The sequence below is a fragment of the Microbacterium cremeum genome, assembly GCF_015277855.1.
GTDB lineage: Bacteria > Actinomycetota > Actinomycetes > Actinomycetales > Microbacteriaceae > Microbacterium > Microbacterium cremeum.
Map to the genome: position 1 here is coordinate 1 of NZ_CP063812.1, position 13,849 is coordinate 13,849.

General features: G+C 67.3%; 12 protein-coding genes and 2 tRNA genes. 12 read left to right on the forward strand and 2 right to left on the reverse strand.

Translation table 11 applies throughout. The annotated features are described in order from the left end of the window. Positions 1–155 precede the first annotated feature (155 nt). From dnaA to IM778_RS00050, 10 genes are all read left to right on the forward strand, one after another. Positions 156–1,598: a chromosomal replication initiator protein DnaA gene (gene dnaA, locus IM778_RS00005; protein WP_194410077.1), complete on the forward strand. Its 1,443-nt coding sequence runs from the start codon at positions 156–158 to the stop codon at positions 1,596–1,598. A 446-nt stretch (positions 1,599–2,044) separates the two neighbouring features. Next, entirely contained in the window at positions 2,045–3,196 is a 1,152-nt protein-coding gene (gene dnaN, locus IM778_RS00010; RefSeq protein ID WP_194410078.1) for a DNA polymerase III subunit beta, read from the forward strand. Between the two features lie 108 nt (positions 3,197–3,304). Then, entirely contained in the window at positions 3,305–4,516 is a 1,212-nt protein-coding gene (recF, locus tag IM778_RS00015; RefSeq protein ID WP_194410079.1) for a DNA replication/repair protein RecF, read from the forward strand. Continuing rightward, complete coding sequence (locus IM778_RS00020; RefSeq protein ID WP_194410080.1) at positions 4,509–5,021, forward strand: DciA family protein; 513 nt, start codon at positions 4,509–4,511, stop codon at positions 5,019–5,021. Before recF ends, IM778_RS00020 begins: the two co-directional genes overlap by 8 nt. Before the next feature lie 121 nt (positions 5,022–5,142). Further along, positions 5,143–7,179 carry a DNA topoisomerase (ATP-hydrolyzing) subunit B gene (gene gyrB, locus IM778_RS00025; RefSeq protein WP_194410081.1) on the forward strand — a complete coding sequence of 679 codons (2,037 nt, stop codon included), beginning with the start codon at positions 5,143–5,145 and terminating at the stop codon, positions 7,177–7,179. Positions 7,180–7,284: 105 nt separating this feature from the next. After that, positions 7,285–9,915: a DNA gyrase subunit A gene (gene gyrA, locus IM778_RS00030; RefSeq protein WP_194410082.1), complete on the forward strand. Its 2,631-nt coding sequence runs from the start codon at positions 7,285–7,287 to the stop codon at positions 9,913–9,915. Then, entirely contained in the window at positions 9,912–10,316 is a 405-nt protein-coding gene (locus tag IM778_RS00035; RefSeq protein WP_194410083.1) for a DUF3566 domain-containing protein, read from the forward strand. Before gyrA ends, IM778_RS00035 begins: the two co-directional genes overlap by 4 nt. A gap of 84 nt (positions 10,317–10,400) precedes the next feature. Next, positions 10,401–10,474, forward strand: a tRNA-Ile gene (locus tag IM778_RS00040). 11 nt (positions 10,475–10,485) lie between these two features. Then, a tRNA-Ala gene (locus IM778_RS00045) sits at positions 10,486–10,558 on the forward strand. A gap of 34 nt (positions 10,559–10,592) precedes the next feature. Next, a complete protein-coding gene (locus IM778_RS00050; RefSeq protein ID WP_194410084.1) occupies positions 10,593–11,018 on the forward strand; it encodes an NUDIX hydrolase in 426 nt (141 codons plus the stop codon). Positions 11,019–11,049: 31 nt separating this feature from the next. Here the strand turns inward: IM778_RS00050 and IM778_RS00055 are convergent, their stop codons facing one another. Further along, positions 11,050–11,469, reverse strand: coding sequence for an aminoacyl-tRNA deacylase (locus tag IM778_RS00055; protein WP_420488860.1), 420 nt, complete (start codon positions 11,467–11,469; stop codon positions 11,050–11,052). Between the two features lie 87 nt (positions 11,470–11,556). Beyond that, the gene (locus IM778_RS00060; RefSeq protein ID WP_194410086.1) at positions 11,557–12,129 is read right to left on the reverse strand and encodes a DNA helicase; all 573 of its coding nucleotides are present in this window, start codon (positions 12,127–12,129) and stop codon (positions 11,557–11,559) included. Between the two features lie 94 nt (positions 12,130–12,223). On the opposite strand from IM778_RS00060, the gene IM778_RS00065 reads away from it, so the two are divergent. Next, on the forward strand, positions 12,224–12,796 hold the full coding sequence (locus IM778_RS00065) for a peptidylprolyl isomerase (RefSeq protein ID WP_194410087.1): 573 nt from the start codon (positions 12,224–12,226) through the stop codon (positions 12,794–12,796). 27 nt (positions 12,797–12,823) lie between these two features. Continuing rightward, positions 12,824–13,726, forward strand: coding sequence for a rhomboid family intramembrane serine protease (locus tag IM778_RS00070; protein ID WP_194410088.1), 903 nt, complete (start codon positions 12,824–12,826; stop codon positions 13,724–13,726). Positions 13,727–13,849 lie beyond the last annotated feature (123 nt).

A 13,849-nucleotide genomic window follows, 5' to 3' on the forward strand; every position in this document is an offset into this window, starting at 1 on the left:
CGCGGATCCGAGCCTGGCACCGACACGCGGGCGGGATCTACAGTGGAGTTTGCTCACACGACGCCCGCTGACTAGCGTGGCTCCGGCAGTTATCCACAGGCTCGGCATGGCGTTTCCGCGGCATCCGGTGGAATCATCAACAACCCGGGGGGGCCATGTCACCGCACGAAGTTCCAGATGTTCCGGTCTGGTCGGCCGTGCTGGAAGAACTCGTGAGGGACGACCGCATCACGCCTCAGCTCCACGGCTTCATCAGCCTCGCAGTTCCGCAGGGCGTGATGGGCGGCACGCTCTACCTCGACGTGCCGAACGATCTCACGGCCGCGCAGTTCACCAAGCGCATGAGGGCGCCCATCATGGAGGCGCTGTCGCGCGTCGAGCAGGATTCCCACAACGCGGCGTCGTCGTTCCGCGTCGTGGTGAACCCCGATCTGGCCGGCGCGCATCTGACCGTGCCGATTCCGATCCAGCAGGGTTCGCTCCCGTCGTCGGGTGCTCCTGTCTCGCCGCCCGTCGGACGCACGCCGCTCGAGGAGCCGGTGGAGCCGGCATCCGTCTCTCGCAGCGACACCCGTCTGAACCCGAAGTACACGTTCGACAACTTCGTCATCGGGCAGTCGAACCGCTTCGCGCATGCCGCGGCGGTGGCGGTGGCCGAGGCGCCCGCGAAGGCGTACAACCCGCTGTTCATCTACGGCGACTCCGGTCTGGGCAAGACGCATCTGCTCCACGCGATCGGCGACTACGCGATCAGCCTGTACGCCGGCATCAAGGTGCGATACGTGTCGAGCGAGGAGTTCACGAACGACTTCATCAACTCGATCGCCAACAACCGCGGCTCGGCATTCCAGGCGCGGTACCGGGATGTCGACATCCTCCTCATCGACGACATCCAGTTCCTGCAGGGTCGCGCCGAGACGCAGGAGGCGTTCTTCCACACGTTCAACCAGCTGCACGACCACGACAAGCAGGTCGTGATCACCAGCGATGTGCCGCCGAAGCACCTGACGGGCTTCGAGGACCGCATGCGCAGCCGGTTCGAGTGGGGCCTCATCACCGACGTGCAGGCGCCCGACCTCGAGACCCGCATCGCGATCCTGCGCAAGAAGGCGCAGTCCGAGCGACTGCACATCCCCGACGAGGTGCTCGAGTACATCGCGACGGTGGTCTCGAGCAACATCCGCGAGCTCGAGGGCGCCCTCATCCGGGTGTCGGCGTTCGCCAGCCTCAACCGCTCGACCCTCGACATGTCGCTCGCCCAGACCGTCCTGCGCGACATCGTCGACCAGGACGATGCCAACGTCATCTCGCCGACCGACATCATCACGGCGACCGCGGCCTACTTCAAGCTGACGGTCGACGACCTCTACGGCTCCAGCCGATCGCAGTCCGTCGCGACGGCCCGCCAGATCGCGATGTACTTGTGCCGGGAGCGCACCAGCCTGTCGCTGCCGAAGATCGGCCAGCTGTTCGGCAACCGCGACCACACCACGGTGATGTACGCCTATAAGAAGATCAGCGACCTCATGAAGGAACGCCGCTCGATCTACAACCAGGTCTCCGAGATCACGGCTCAGCTCGGCCGCAACGGCCGCTGACGCCGGCGTGCGGCATATGCCGCAAGAAGTTCTTGACACGCGCCGGGACCAGGGCCATTATTCGGGTTCTCCCCAGTGTGGAAAACCTGTGGATAACTCCCGAAGCCTGCGGAAACCGCTGTGGGCGACGTGTCGAGGCCTGTGGATGGATGAGGGATGCCGCAGGCCGCGGCATCCCTCATCCCGATGTGATTCCGCAGCCGCTCCACAACTCACACGCGTGTGGTTTCGGTGCGGCGACTGGGATCGCGAGAGTTGTCCACAGTTTCCACAGCCGTTAACACCATGACAAAGAGATCCTTCATGAGAACCCGTTCGATCACCTTGTGCGGTGGAGGGCCGGTGGGCCGGGCCTCTGCCCGAGCAGGACTGGCATTCTTCGGGGCGGGCACTAGCATGAGAACCCCGAGCCCGCAGCCTGCGGGTCCGCCGCAAAGGGAGCGTTCGTGAAGTTCCACGTCAATCGCGATGTGTTCAGCGAAGCCGTATCGTTCGTCGTCAAGCTCCTGCCGCAGCGAAACCCTCAGCCGATCCTCGCGGGCGTGCTGATCGAGGCATCCGCCGAAGGACTCTCGCTCGCGGCCTTCGACTACGAGGCGTCCGCACGCACGACGATCGAGGCCACGGTCGACGACCCGGGCACGATCCTGGTGCACGGCCGGCTCCTCTCCGACATCGCCAGCCGGTTGCCGAACGCGCCGATCCAGGTCGAGGTCGATGAGGACGGCGGGATCCTTCTCACGTGCGGCTCGGCCCGATTCACGCTGGCGTCGATGCCGGTGCAGGAGTACCCGGCGATCCCCGAGGTCACCGGCGACTCGGGACTCGTCCCGGCCGAGGACTTCGCGACCGCGATCGCGCAGGTCGCGTTCGCCGCATCGCGCGACGATGTCACCCCGGTGCTGACGGGCGTGCAGCTCGAGGTGTCGGGCACGAACCTGAGCCTCGTCGCGACGGACCGGTACCGTGTGGCGCTGCGCGAGATCCCGTGGGATGGCGGCGGCACCGCGTCCGACGAGCCGACGACAGCCCTTGTCCCTTCCCGCACCCTCACCGAGGTCGGCAAGACTTTCGCGCACGGCGGCGACATCTCGATCGCGTTCTCGGGTTCGGGTGATCGCGAGATCATCGCGTTCACCGCGGGCAACAAGACGGTCACCTCGCTGCTGATCAAGGGCAACTTCCCGCCGGTGCGCCGGCTGTTCCCCGCGCAGACCGAGCATCACGCCGTGGTCAACACGGCGGATCTCGCCGAGGCGGTGCGACGGGTGTCGCTGGTGCTCGACCGGTCGGCGCCGCTGCGCTTCACCTTCTCGACCGATGCCGTGTCGATGGATGCCTCGGGCACCGAGCAGGCGCGCGCGACCGAGTCCGTCGACGCCAACCTCGTCGGAGACGATGTCACGCTGGGCCTCAACCCCCAGTACCTGCTGGAGTCGCTCGGCGCGGTGCGCAGCGAGTTCGTGCGGATCACGTTCACCTCGAGTGAGAACGCCAACAAGCTCAGCCCGGTGCTGATCACTCCGCAGACCTCGGTCGACAAGGCCGGCCAGGACTCGTTCCGCTACCTGCTGCAGCCCAATCTCCTGCTGCGGTAGGTCGGTCTCGGTTCTGCGTTTCGTCTCTGCGTTTCGTCTCGCTCCGCTCGCTCAACGACCGGTCGTCGAGCCAGGCGAAACGTCGCACACTCGAATTAGGCTGACGCAGTGATCGTGGAGCAGCTGAGTCTCGTCGACTTCCGCAACTATGCGGTCGCCGATGTCGCGCTCTTCCCCGGTCCGAACGTGTTCGTCGGCCGCAACGGTCAGGGCAAGACGAATCTCGCCGAGGCGATCGGGTTCTTCGCGACGCTCGGCTCGCATCGCGTGTCGAACGATGCCCCGATGGTGCGCGATGGTGCGGATGCCGCGATCGTGCGCGCCCGGCTGGCGCACGGCGAGCGTCGTGTGCAGCTCGAGGTGCAGATCAACCGCCAGGGTTCGAACAAGGCCAGGGTCAACGGCGCCGCGGTGAAGCCGGCCGAGCTGCCGCGGTACGCCCAGGTGGTGCTGTTCGCGCCCGAGGATCTGCAGATCGTGCGCGGGGATCCGTCCGCGCGGCGTCGGTTCGCCGATCAGCTGCTCGTGCAGCGTGCTCCGCGCCTTGCCGGCGTGATCGGCGACTACGACCGGGTGCTGAAGCAGCGCACGACTCTGCTCAAATCCGCGAAGGCCCGGGGCCTTCGCGGTGACGCGCTGTCGACCCTCGACGTGTGGGACGACAAGCTCATCGCCCTCGGCACCGAGTTGATCCAGGCGCGCCTGGCGCTCGCGGCCGATCTCGCCGCACCGCTGGCCTCCGCGTACACGGCGATCGCCGGTGCCGATCACGATCCGCGGATCGAATGGGCCCTGTCGATCGCGGGCGGCGAGGACGGTGACGCGGGTGCGGAGCGGGGCGCCGATGCCGATGCCGAACCGGCGGCCGGGTCCGCGAGCTCGGCAGCGGGCGCGGGTCCTCTCGATCCCGCCGGCATCGCGGACCGATTCCGCGAGGCGCTCGCCGCTCGCCGTTCCGCCGAACTCGAACGGGGCCTCACGCTGGTGGGGCCGCATCGCGACGACCTGCTGCTGCGGATCCGCGGTCTGCCGGTGAAGGGCTACGCCTCGCACGGCGAGTCATGGTCGGTCGCGCTCTCGCTGCGGCTGGCGTCGGCCGAGCTGCTGCGCGCGGATTCACGCCTCGGCGACCCGGTGCTCATCCTCGACGACGTCTTCGCCGAGCTCGACACCGACCGTCGCGCGCGTCTGGCCGGGCTCGCGGGCGGCTACGAGCAGGTCGTGGTCACGGCGGCTGTCGAGGGCGACGTCCCGCACGAGCTGCGTGCGCGAACGGTGCGCGTCGAGGCGGGTCGCATCCTGGAGGCGACGGATGCCTGACCCTTCGGCGAACTCCGGAACCGGTGCCGACCGGGTTCCCGAGACGATCGCGACGTATCTGCGCCTGCGTGGACTCGAGCCCTCGGCCCGGTCGTACCGCAAGCGCCGCCGCCGCGACGCCGACGACGACAACGTGCCGTTCGCACCCGGCCGGGATCCGCGCGGGGTCGGGGATGTGCTGGCCGACCTGACCCGCGAGTCGGGGTGGGACAAGGAGCTCGCACGCGAGGATGTCGTGCTCGCGTGGTCGGAGGTCGCCGGCGACGACACCGCCCGGCACACGCGCCCGGTCGCCTATTCGGAGGGCACGCTCACGGTCCAGGCCGACTCCACGGCGTGGGCGAAGCAGCTTCAGCTGATGCGCGCGCACATCCTCTCGGAGATCATCCGCCGCTTCCCCGACGCGGGGGTCACGGCGGTACGTTTCATCGGGCCGGACGTCCCCTCCTGGAAATGGGGTCCCAGAACGGTTGCAGGGCGTGGCCCGCGCGATACCTACGGCTGAGGTACGTCTGGAACCCTCGAACGAGGTTTCACAGCGTCAGAATGGCGTATAGCCTCGGGATCCCGTCGTAACCCGATAGACTGTCGAGGCACCCTCAGAAGGATCTGGAGCCCTCGCGAAGATGACGTCCGACACCCCCGATATCGTTCCCGAGGAACCCGCCACTCCCGAGAAGACTCCGAGCGAGTACGGGGCAGACGACATCCAGGTGCTGGAGGGCCTGACAGCCGTCCGCAAGCGGCCCGGCATGTACATCGGGTCGACGGGCGAGCGCGGTCTGCACCACCTGGTCTACGAGATCGTCGACAACTCCGTCGACGAGGCTCTCGCCGGCTACTGCGACCTCATCGAGGTGACGATCCTCTCCGACGGCGGCGTGCGCGTCGTCGACAACGGCCGCGGCATCCCCGTCGGCATGCACCGGACCGAGGGCAAGTCCACCGTGGAGGTGGTGCTCACCGTGCTGCACGCCGGCGGCAAGTTCGGCGGCGGCGGATACGCGGTCTCGGGCGGCCTGCACGGCGTGGGCTCGTCGGTGGTGAACGCACTGTCGAGCCGCCTCGAGGTCGAGGTCAGGCGCGAGGGTCACGTGTGGCGGCAGTCGTACCGCGACGGCGGCCAGCCGCAGGCCCCCCTCGCCAAGGAGGAGAAGAGCGACCAGACCGGGACGATCATCACGTTCTGGCCCGACCCCACGATCTTCGACGCCGTCGAGTTCGACTACGACACGCTGCGCACCCGGTTCCAGCAGATGGCCTTCCTCAACAAGGGCCTGCGCATCAGCCTGCGCGACGAGCGTGCGAACGCGCTCGTTCCCGACGACCATCCGGGCGACGGCGTCGACGAACCGCAGCCGCGTCACGACAGCTTCCTGTACGAGCGCGGCCTCGTGGACTACGTCGAGCACCTCAACAAGGTGCGCCACGCGGATGTCGTCAACGACGAGATCATCGAGGTCGAGTCGGAGGACACGGGTCGCAAGATCGCCATGGAGCTGGCGATGCAGTGGACCACGAGCTACACCGAGAACGTCTTCACGTTCGCGAACACGATCAACACGCACGAGGGCGGCACCCACGAAGAGGGCTTCCGCGCGGCGCTGACCACGCTCGTGAACCGGTACGCCCGTGCGCAGAACATGCTCAAGGAGAAGGACGACAACCTCACCGGCGAAGACATCCGTGAGGGTCTGACCGCGGTGATCTCGGTGAAGCTGTCCGAGCCGCAGTTCGAGGGGCAGACCAAGACCAAGCTCGGCAACACCGAGGCGAAGGCCTTCGTGCAGAAGGTCGTCGGCGATCAGCTCGGCGACTGGTTCGACCGCAACCCGGTGCAGGCGAAGAACGTCATCCGCAAGGCGATCGACGCGGCCAGCGCCCGCATGGCTGCCCGCAAGGCGCGTGAGACCGCACGACGCAAGAGCGTCTTCGAGTCGGCCGCGATGCCCGACAAGCTCAAGGACTGCACGAGCAAGGACCCGTCGATCAGCGAGATCTTCCTCGTGGAGGGCGACTCGGCCGGCGGCTCGGCGGTGCAGGGGCGCGACCCGCACACGCAGGCGATCCTCGCCCTGCGAGGCAAGATCCTCAACGTCGAGCGTGCGCGCCTCGACAAGGCCCTGTCGAACAAGGAAGTCCAGGCGATGATCCAGGCCTTCGGCACGGGCATCGGCGAGGACTTCGACATCGACAAGGCGCGCTACCACAAGATCGTGCTGATGGCGGATGCCGACGTCGACGGTCAGCACATCACCACGCTGCTGCTGACGATGCTGTTCCGCTACATGCGCGGGCTCATCGAGGCCGGCTTCGTCTACCTCGCGATGCCGCCGCTGTATCGCTTGAAGTGGTCGAACTCGGCGCACGAGTACGTGTACTCCGACAAGGAGCGCGACGCGCTGCTCGAGCACGGCCTGGCCAACGGCAAGCGGCTGCCGAAGGACTCCGGCGTGCAGCGCTACAAGGGTCTGGGCGAGATGAACGCCAAAGAGCTGTGGGAGACCACGATGGACCACAGCACCCGCACGCTCCGTCAGGTGACGATCGACGACGCGGCCGCGGCCGACGAGATCTTCTCGGTGCTCATGGGCGAGGACGTCGAGTCCCGCCGCACGTTCATCCAGCGCAACGCCAAGGACGTCCGCTTCCTCGACATCTGAATACATGGTCGTGGGCGTTTCGCTCGCTCAACGACCGGCACATCCTCGTTCGTTTGAGCGAGGAGCGAAGCGACGAGACGAAACGCAGAAGACGAAAGACGAGATATGGCAGACGAAGAGCGCCCCGACGTGAACGCCGGACACGATCACGGCCGCATCGACCAGGTCGACCTGCAGCTGGAGATGCAGCGCAGCTACCTCGACTATGCGATGGCCGTCATCGTGGGTCGCGCGCTCCCCGACGTGCGCGACGGGCTGAAGCCCGTGCACCGCCGTGTCATCTACGGCATGTACGACGGCGGCTTCCGTCCCGACAAGTCGTTCTCCAAGTGCGCGCGCGTCGTGGGCGAGGTGATGGGTCAGTACCACCCGCACGGTGACGCCCCGATCTATGACGCGCTGGTGCGGCTCGTCCAGCCGTGGTCGATGCGATACCCGCTCGCACAGGGTCAGGGCAACTTCGGTTCCCCCGGCAACATGGGCGCCGCGGCCCCGCGGTACACCGAGACGAAGATGGCTCAGCTCGCGCTCGAGATGGTGCGCGACATCGAAGAAGAGACCGTCGACTTCACCGAGAACTACGACGGTCAGACGCAGGAGCCGACGGTCCTGCCGGCGCGCTTCCCGAACCTGCTCGTCAACGGGTCGGTCGGCATCGCGGTCGGCATGGCGACCAACATCCCGCCGCACAACCTGCGCGAGGTCGCCTCCGGCGCGCTGTGGGCGCTCGACAACCCCGAAGCCCCGCGCGAGGAACTGCTCGAGGCGCTGCTCGAGCGCATCCCGGGACCGGACTTCCCGACCGGCGCGCAGATCCTGGGCACCAAGGGCATCCGCGAGGCCTACCGCACGGGCCGCGGATCGATCACGATGCGCGCCGTCGTGTCGATCGAAGAGATCCAGGGCCGCACGTGTCTGGTGATCACCGAGCTGCCATACCAGGTCAACCCCGACAACCTGGCCGTGAAGATCGGCGACCTGGCCCGTGAGGGCAAGATCACCGGCATCGCCGACATCCGCGACGAGACGAGCGACCGCACCGGCCAGCGTCTCGTGGTCGTGATGAAGCGGGATGCCGTCGCCAAGGTCGTGCTGAACAACCTGTACAAGCACACACAGCTGCAGGAGAACTTCGGCGCGAACATGCTCGCGATCGTCGACGGCGTGCCGCGCACGCTTCCCCTCGACGGGTTCATCTCGCTGTGGGTCGACCACCAGATCGACGTCATCGTCCGGCGCACCGCGTACCGCCTCCGCGAGGCGGAGAAGCGCATGCACATCCTGCGCGGGTACCTCAAGGCGCTCGATGCGCTCGACGAGGTCATCGCGCTGATCCGCCGTTCGCCGACCGTCGACGATGCGCGCGAAGGACTGAAGTCGCTCCTCGACATCGACGACATCCAGGCCGACGCGATCCTGCAGATGCAGCTGCGTCGCCTGGCCGCACTCGAGCGCCAGAAGATCGTCGACGAGGCGACCGACCTCGAGGCGAAGATCGCCGACCTCAACGACATCCTGGCCACGCCGAGCCGTCAGCGCGCGATCGTCCGCGACGAGCTCACCGCCATCGTCGACAAGTTCGGCGACGACCGCCGCACCCACATCCTGCACGGCTTCGACGGCGACATGTCGATCGAGGACCTCATCCCCGAAGAGGAGATGGTGGTCTCGGTCACGCGCGACGGGTACATCAAGCGCACGCGCATCGACAACTACCGTTCGCAGCACCGTGGCGGCAAGGGCGTCAAGGGTGCGCAGCTGCGCGCCGACGACGTCGTGGAGCACTTCTTCGTCACGACCACCCACCACTGGCTGCTGTTCTTCACCACCAAGGGCCGCGTGTACCGGTCGAAGGCGTACGAGGTGCCGGAGGCGGGCCGCGACGCGAAGGGTCAGCACGTCGCCAACCTGCTGGCGCTGCAGCCCGGTGAGGAGATCGCACAGATCCTCGACATCCGCGACTACACGGTGGCGACCTATCTCGTGCTCGCGACCCGCGGCGGCCTGGTCAAGAAGACGCGCCTGACCGAGTACGACACGAACCGTCAGGGCGGGATCATCGCGATCAAGCTCCGCGGCAACGGCGCGGACGAGTCCGACGACGGGTCCGTCGAGTCCGACGACGAGGTCGTCAGCGCGCTGCTGGTCGACGAGGGCGACGACATCCTGCTCATCAGCCGTCACGGCATGTCGCTGCGCTTCTCGGCGACCGATGCCGCACTGCGGCCGATGGGCCGGTCGACGTCCGGCGTGAAGGGCATGGACTTCCGCGCCGGCGACAGCCTGCTGTCGGCATCCGTCGCGAAGGACGACGAGTACGTGTTCGTGGTCACCGAAGGCGGCTACGCGAAGCGCACCGCGGTGGACCAGTACCGGGTCCAGAACCGCGGCGGGCTGGGCATCAAAGTGGCCAAGCTCAACGAGGATCGGGGCGATCTGGCGGGCGGTCTCATCGTCTCGGAGGACGACGAGGTCTTGGTGGTTCTTGCCAGCGGCAAGGTGGTACGCTCTGCCGTGGCCGAGGTACCTGCCAAGGGACGAGACACCATGGGTGTCGTATTCGCCCGCGCCGGCGGCGACGATCGCATCATCGCGATCGCCCGAAACGGTGAGCGGGGCCTGGCCGAAGACCCCGAGGATGCAGCTGCCGAGGCCGCTGACGAAGGTCCGTCGCCCGAAGCCCCCCTCGGGACGGACGCCTCGCCTGAGACCCCGGAAGAGAGCACTGACGCATGAGCACGGTAGCCGACAAGCTCGCGAAGAAATCCAGCCACAAGACCAGCGCCAAGCAGGTGCGCCTGCGCCTGGTGTACATCGACTTCTGGTCGGCTGTGAAGCTGTCGTTCCTCGCCGCGATCGCGATCGCGATCGTCACGGTCGTCGCATTCGTCATGGTGTTCCTCGTGGTGCAGACCACGGGCCTCATCGCCAAGGCCGACGAGTTCTTCTCGAGCTTCTCGGACGGCAGCATCCTGCTCTCGCAGTTCGTCAGCTTCCCGCAGGTGCTGGCGTTCTCGGCGGTCGTCGCGCTCCTGAATCTCGTCGTCGTCACCGTGCTCGGAGCGGTGATCGCCGGCATCTACAACCTCGCCGTGAAGGTGACCGGCGGCCTGCTCGTCGGGTTCACCTCCAACTGACTGCGCCGACGGTCTCCGATTCGTGAAATCGGCGATCGTCGGGTAAAGTCTTGGAGGTTGCGGGGCGCAAGCGCCGCACGAAACGGGGCTATAGCTCAGGCGGTTAGAGCGCTTCACTGATAATGAAGAGGTCCCAGGTTCAAGTCCTGGTAGCCCCACCGTAAGCCCCGGGGCCTTAGCTCAGTTGGTAGAGCGCCTGCTTTGCAAGCAGGATGTCAGGAGTTCGAATCTCCTAGGCTCCACAATCCGGTCGCCACACCCCGGGTAGGGTGAAGCATGGACCTGCGCGTCGCGGCCTACGCCGTCATCATCGATGACGAGGACCGCCTGCTCCTGGCGCACTGGAACGAAGGTCGCCGCGGCGCCTGGACGATGCCGGGCGGCGGTCTCGAACCGGGCGAAGAGCCCGAGCGCGCCGCCCGCCGCGAGGTGCGCGAGGAGACCGGCTACAAGGTCGCGATCGAGCAGCTTCTCGGCATCCATTCGCGCGTCATCCCGCCCGGACGACGCCTCACGCCCGGCGTCACCGAGCCGCTGCACACACTGCGCATCGTGTACCGTGCCCGCGTGGTCGGCGGGCGTCTGCGCAACGAGACCGACGGCTCGACCGACCGTGCCGAGTGGTTCCCGCTCTCCGAGGTTCCCGCGCTGCAGCGGGTGAAGCTCGTCGACATCGCGCTCGAGATGGCGGGACTCGGCTGAGCGACGGTCACCGCGACGGGAACGGATGCCGCTACTCGAGCGGCTGCGAGATGTCGGCGACCGTTGCGCCGTACGTGGCGATCAGGTCGTCGGCCTCGACGAACAGGCTGTACCCGTGCGCGCCCGCACCCATGGCGATGCGGCGGCCGACGATGCCGCTGTCGGCGTAGATCGGCCAGTCGTTCGCGCTGCCCAGCGGCACGATCGTGCCGCGCTCGTACCCGGTCGCAGCGAAGGCGAGGTCAGGGTCGGGCAGCTGCAGCTTGTTGACGCCGACGACCGCGCGCAGCTTGGGCCACGAGATCGCGCGGTCGCCCGGGATCAGCGCGAACAGATAGGTGTCGTCGCTCCGTTTGACGACGAGCGTCTTGACGATGCCCGACGGAGGGATGCCGAGGATCTCGGCCGCCTCCGGGAGGCTCCTCGCGGCGGGCCGCTCCCTGATCTCGATCTCGAGACCGCGCGCGGACGCCGCCGCGCGAACTCGATCGGTGCCCTCGAGACCCTTCGTCTCGCTCCGCTCGCTCAACGACAGCGGTTACGCGTCCGGCGCGCGCAGCGGGTCGTCGGCGACCCAGAGCTCGTCGTCGGCTCGCAGCGTCTGCCAGGCGGCGTACAGCACGCCGACGGCCGCGGCGACGCCGAGGATGATCGCGATGACGCCGCCGGCGCCGATGCCCTTCTTCTGCGGGACCGCCCGGTCGAGCTTCGCCGAGAGGAACCCGCTCGCCTGCCGTGCGTACTTGTCGGACTTCTTGGCGTACTTCTTCGAGTCGGGCAGCTCGAGACCGCGGCCCGACGCGAGGCGGGAGCGCTGCTCGTTCGCGGCGTCCCACACCGACATGGCCGAGCCGACGACGGCTCCTGCTGCGGGGATGACGGTGTGGCTGACCACGTGCTTGCCCTTCTCCACATACGGAGCGGCGTACTTCTCATAACCCGCCTGCACCTGCGGCTTGACGTGCTCGCGGTTGTAGTGCCCGAGCTGGCGGCCGGCTTCGCGTGCGACCGTCGCGGCTTCGCCCACCAGCACCTGCTGGGATTCCCACAGGCTGTTGGCCTGCTTCTGCAGCTTCTGAAGTTCCTTCTTGCGCTTGCGGCTGAGGCTCACGATGCCCTCCCTGTCGTGGGATGTCGGTCTCCCCATCTTGCCAGACCGGTGCCGAGACGGCAGGGGTTGCAGGGAACTCTGAGACAATGTCACAATGCCGCTTCACACCGCAGTCGCAACGATCCACACCAACCATGGCGACATCGTCGTCAACCTGTTCGGCGACCACGCGCCGCGCACCGTCCAGAACTTCATCGGCCTCTCGGATGGCACGCAGGCCTGGACCGATCCCGCGACCGGCAAGCCCGGCGAAGGACCCCTCTACAAGGACGTCATCTTCCACCGCATCATCTCCGGCTTCATGATCCAGGGCGGCGACCCGCTCGGTCAGGGCGTGGGCGGTCCCGGCTACAACTTCAACGACGAGATCAACGGCGAACTGACCTTCACCGAGCCGTACAAGCTCGCGATGGCGAACGCCGGTCTTCGCCGCAACGCGATCACCGGCCAGCCCGAGGGAACGAACGGCTCGCAGTTCTTCATCACGGTGCCCGGCCAGGGAGGCCGTGGGCCGGAGTGGCTGCAGGGCAAGCACACGATCTTCGGCGAGGTCGCCGATGACGCGTCGAAGTCGGTCGTCGACACGATCAGCGAGGTGCCGACGGCTGCGGGCGACCGCCCGGTCGAGCCCGTCGTCATCGAGTCGATCGACGTCGTCGCGGTCTGAGCCGCCGCGTCTCCCGAACAGCCTCGCGTGACCACCGACGACTTCCGCCGCAACAGCGAGAACTTCTGCTACCGGCATCCTGATCGACAGAGCTTCGTGCTGTGCCAGCGGTGCCTGCGCACGATCTGCCCCGAATGCCAGACTCAGGCCGCGGTCGGCGTGATCTGCCCGGAGTGCCTGCGTGATCAGCAGAAGGCGCAGTCGCCTGCGCAGCGCAGAGCCGAGCGTCGGTGGTCACGCCCTCAGGCGGTCGCGGTGCGCGACACGCGCCCCATCGTCACGTACGTGATCATCGGGATCACGGCGTTCGTATACCTGCTGACGCTCATCCCCGGGATCGGCGACGCGATCCAGAGCGCGCTGCTGTTCTGGGCGCCCACGCTCTACCCGAGCTTCTTCCCGCAGTTCGGCGGGCTGGTCGAGCCGTGGCGGCTGTTCACCGTCTCGCTCGTCCACTCGAGCTTCTGGCACATCGGCCTGAACATGCTGGCGCTGTTCCTGATCGGCCGCAGCCTCGAACCGCTTCTCGGCCGGTGGCGCTTCGTGACGCTCTACCTCCTGAGCACGCTCGGCGGCTCGGTGGCCGTCACCCTGCTGTCGTTCGGGACGCCGGTGGTCGGGGCATCCGGGGCCATCTTCGGCCTGTTCGGCGCGCTCCTCGTGATCGGCCGGCACCTGGGGGCCAACATCGCCGGTATCGCGATCGTGCTGGGCATCAACCTCGTCATCGGATTCATCCCGGGCTTCAACGTCTCGTGGCAGGCGCACGTCGGCGGCCTGGTCGTCGGCCTGCTGGTGGGCTTCATCTTCACGCGCACGCGCGCGGCGCGGCAACGCGGCCTCCAGATCGCACTTCTGGTCGCGGTGGCGGCCGTGCTCGTGGCCCTGCTGTTCGTGCCCGTGGTCTTCCCGACCGCCGTGATCAGATAGCACCGCGGGAGTTATCCACAGGCTCATCCACAGGTGGGGAGAATCACACCTGTGTAATTCACACCTGTTAACAGAGTTGTTAACAACTCCCGGATGCCGTGCGCCGAGGCATCAGGGAACGGA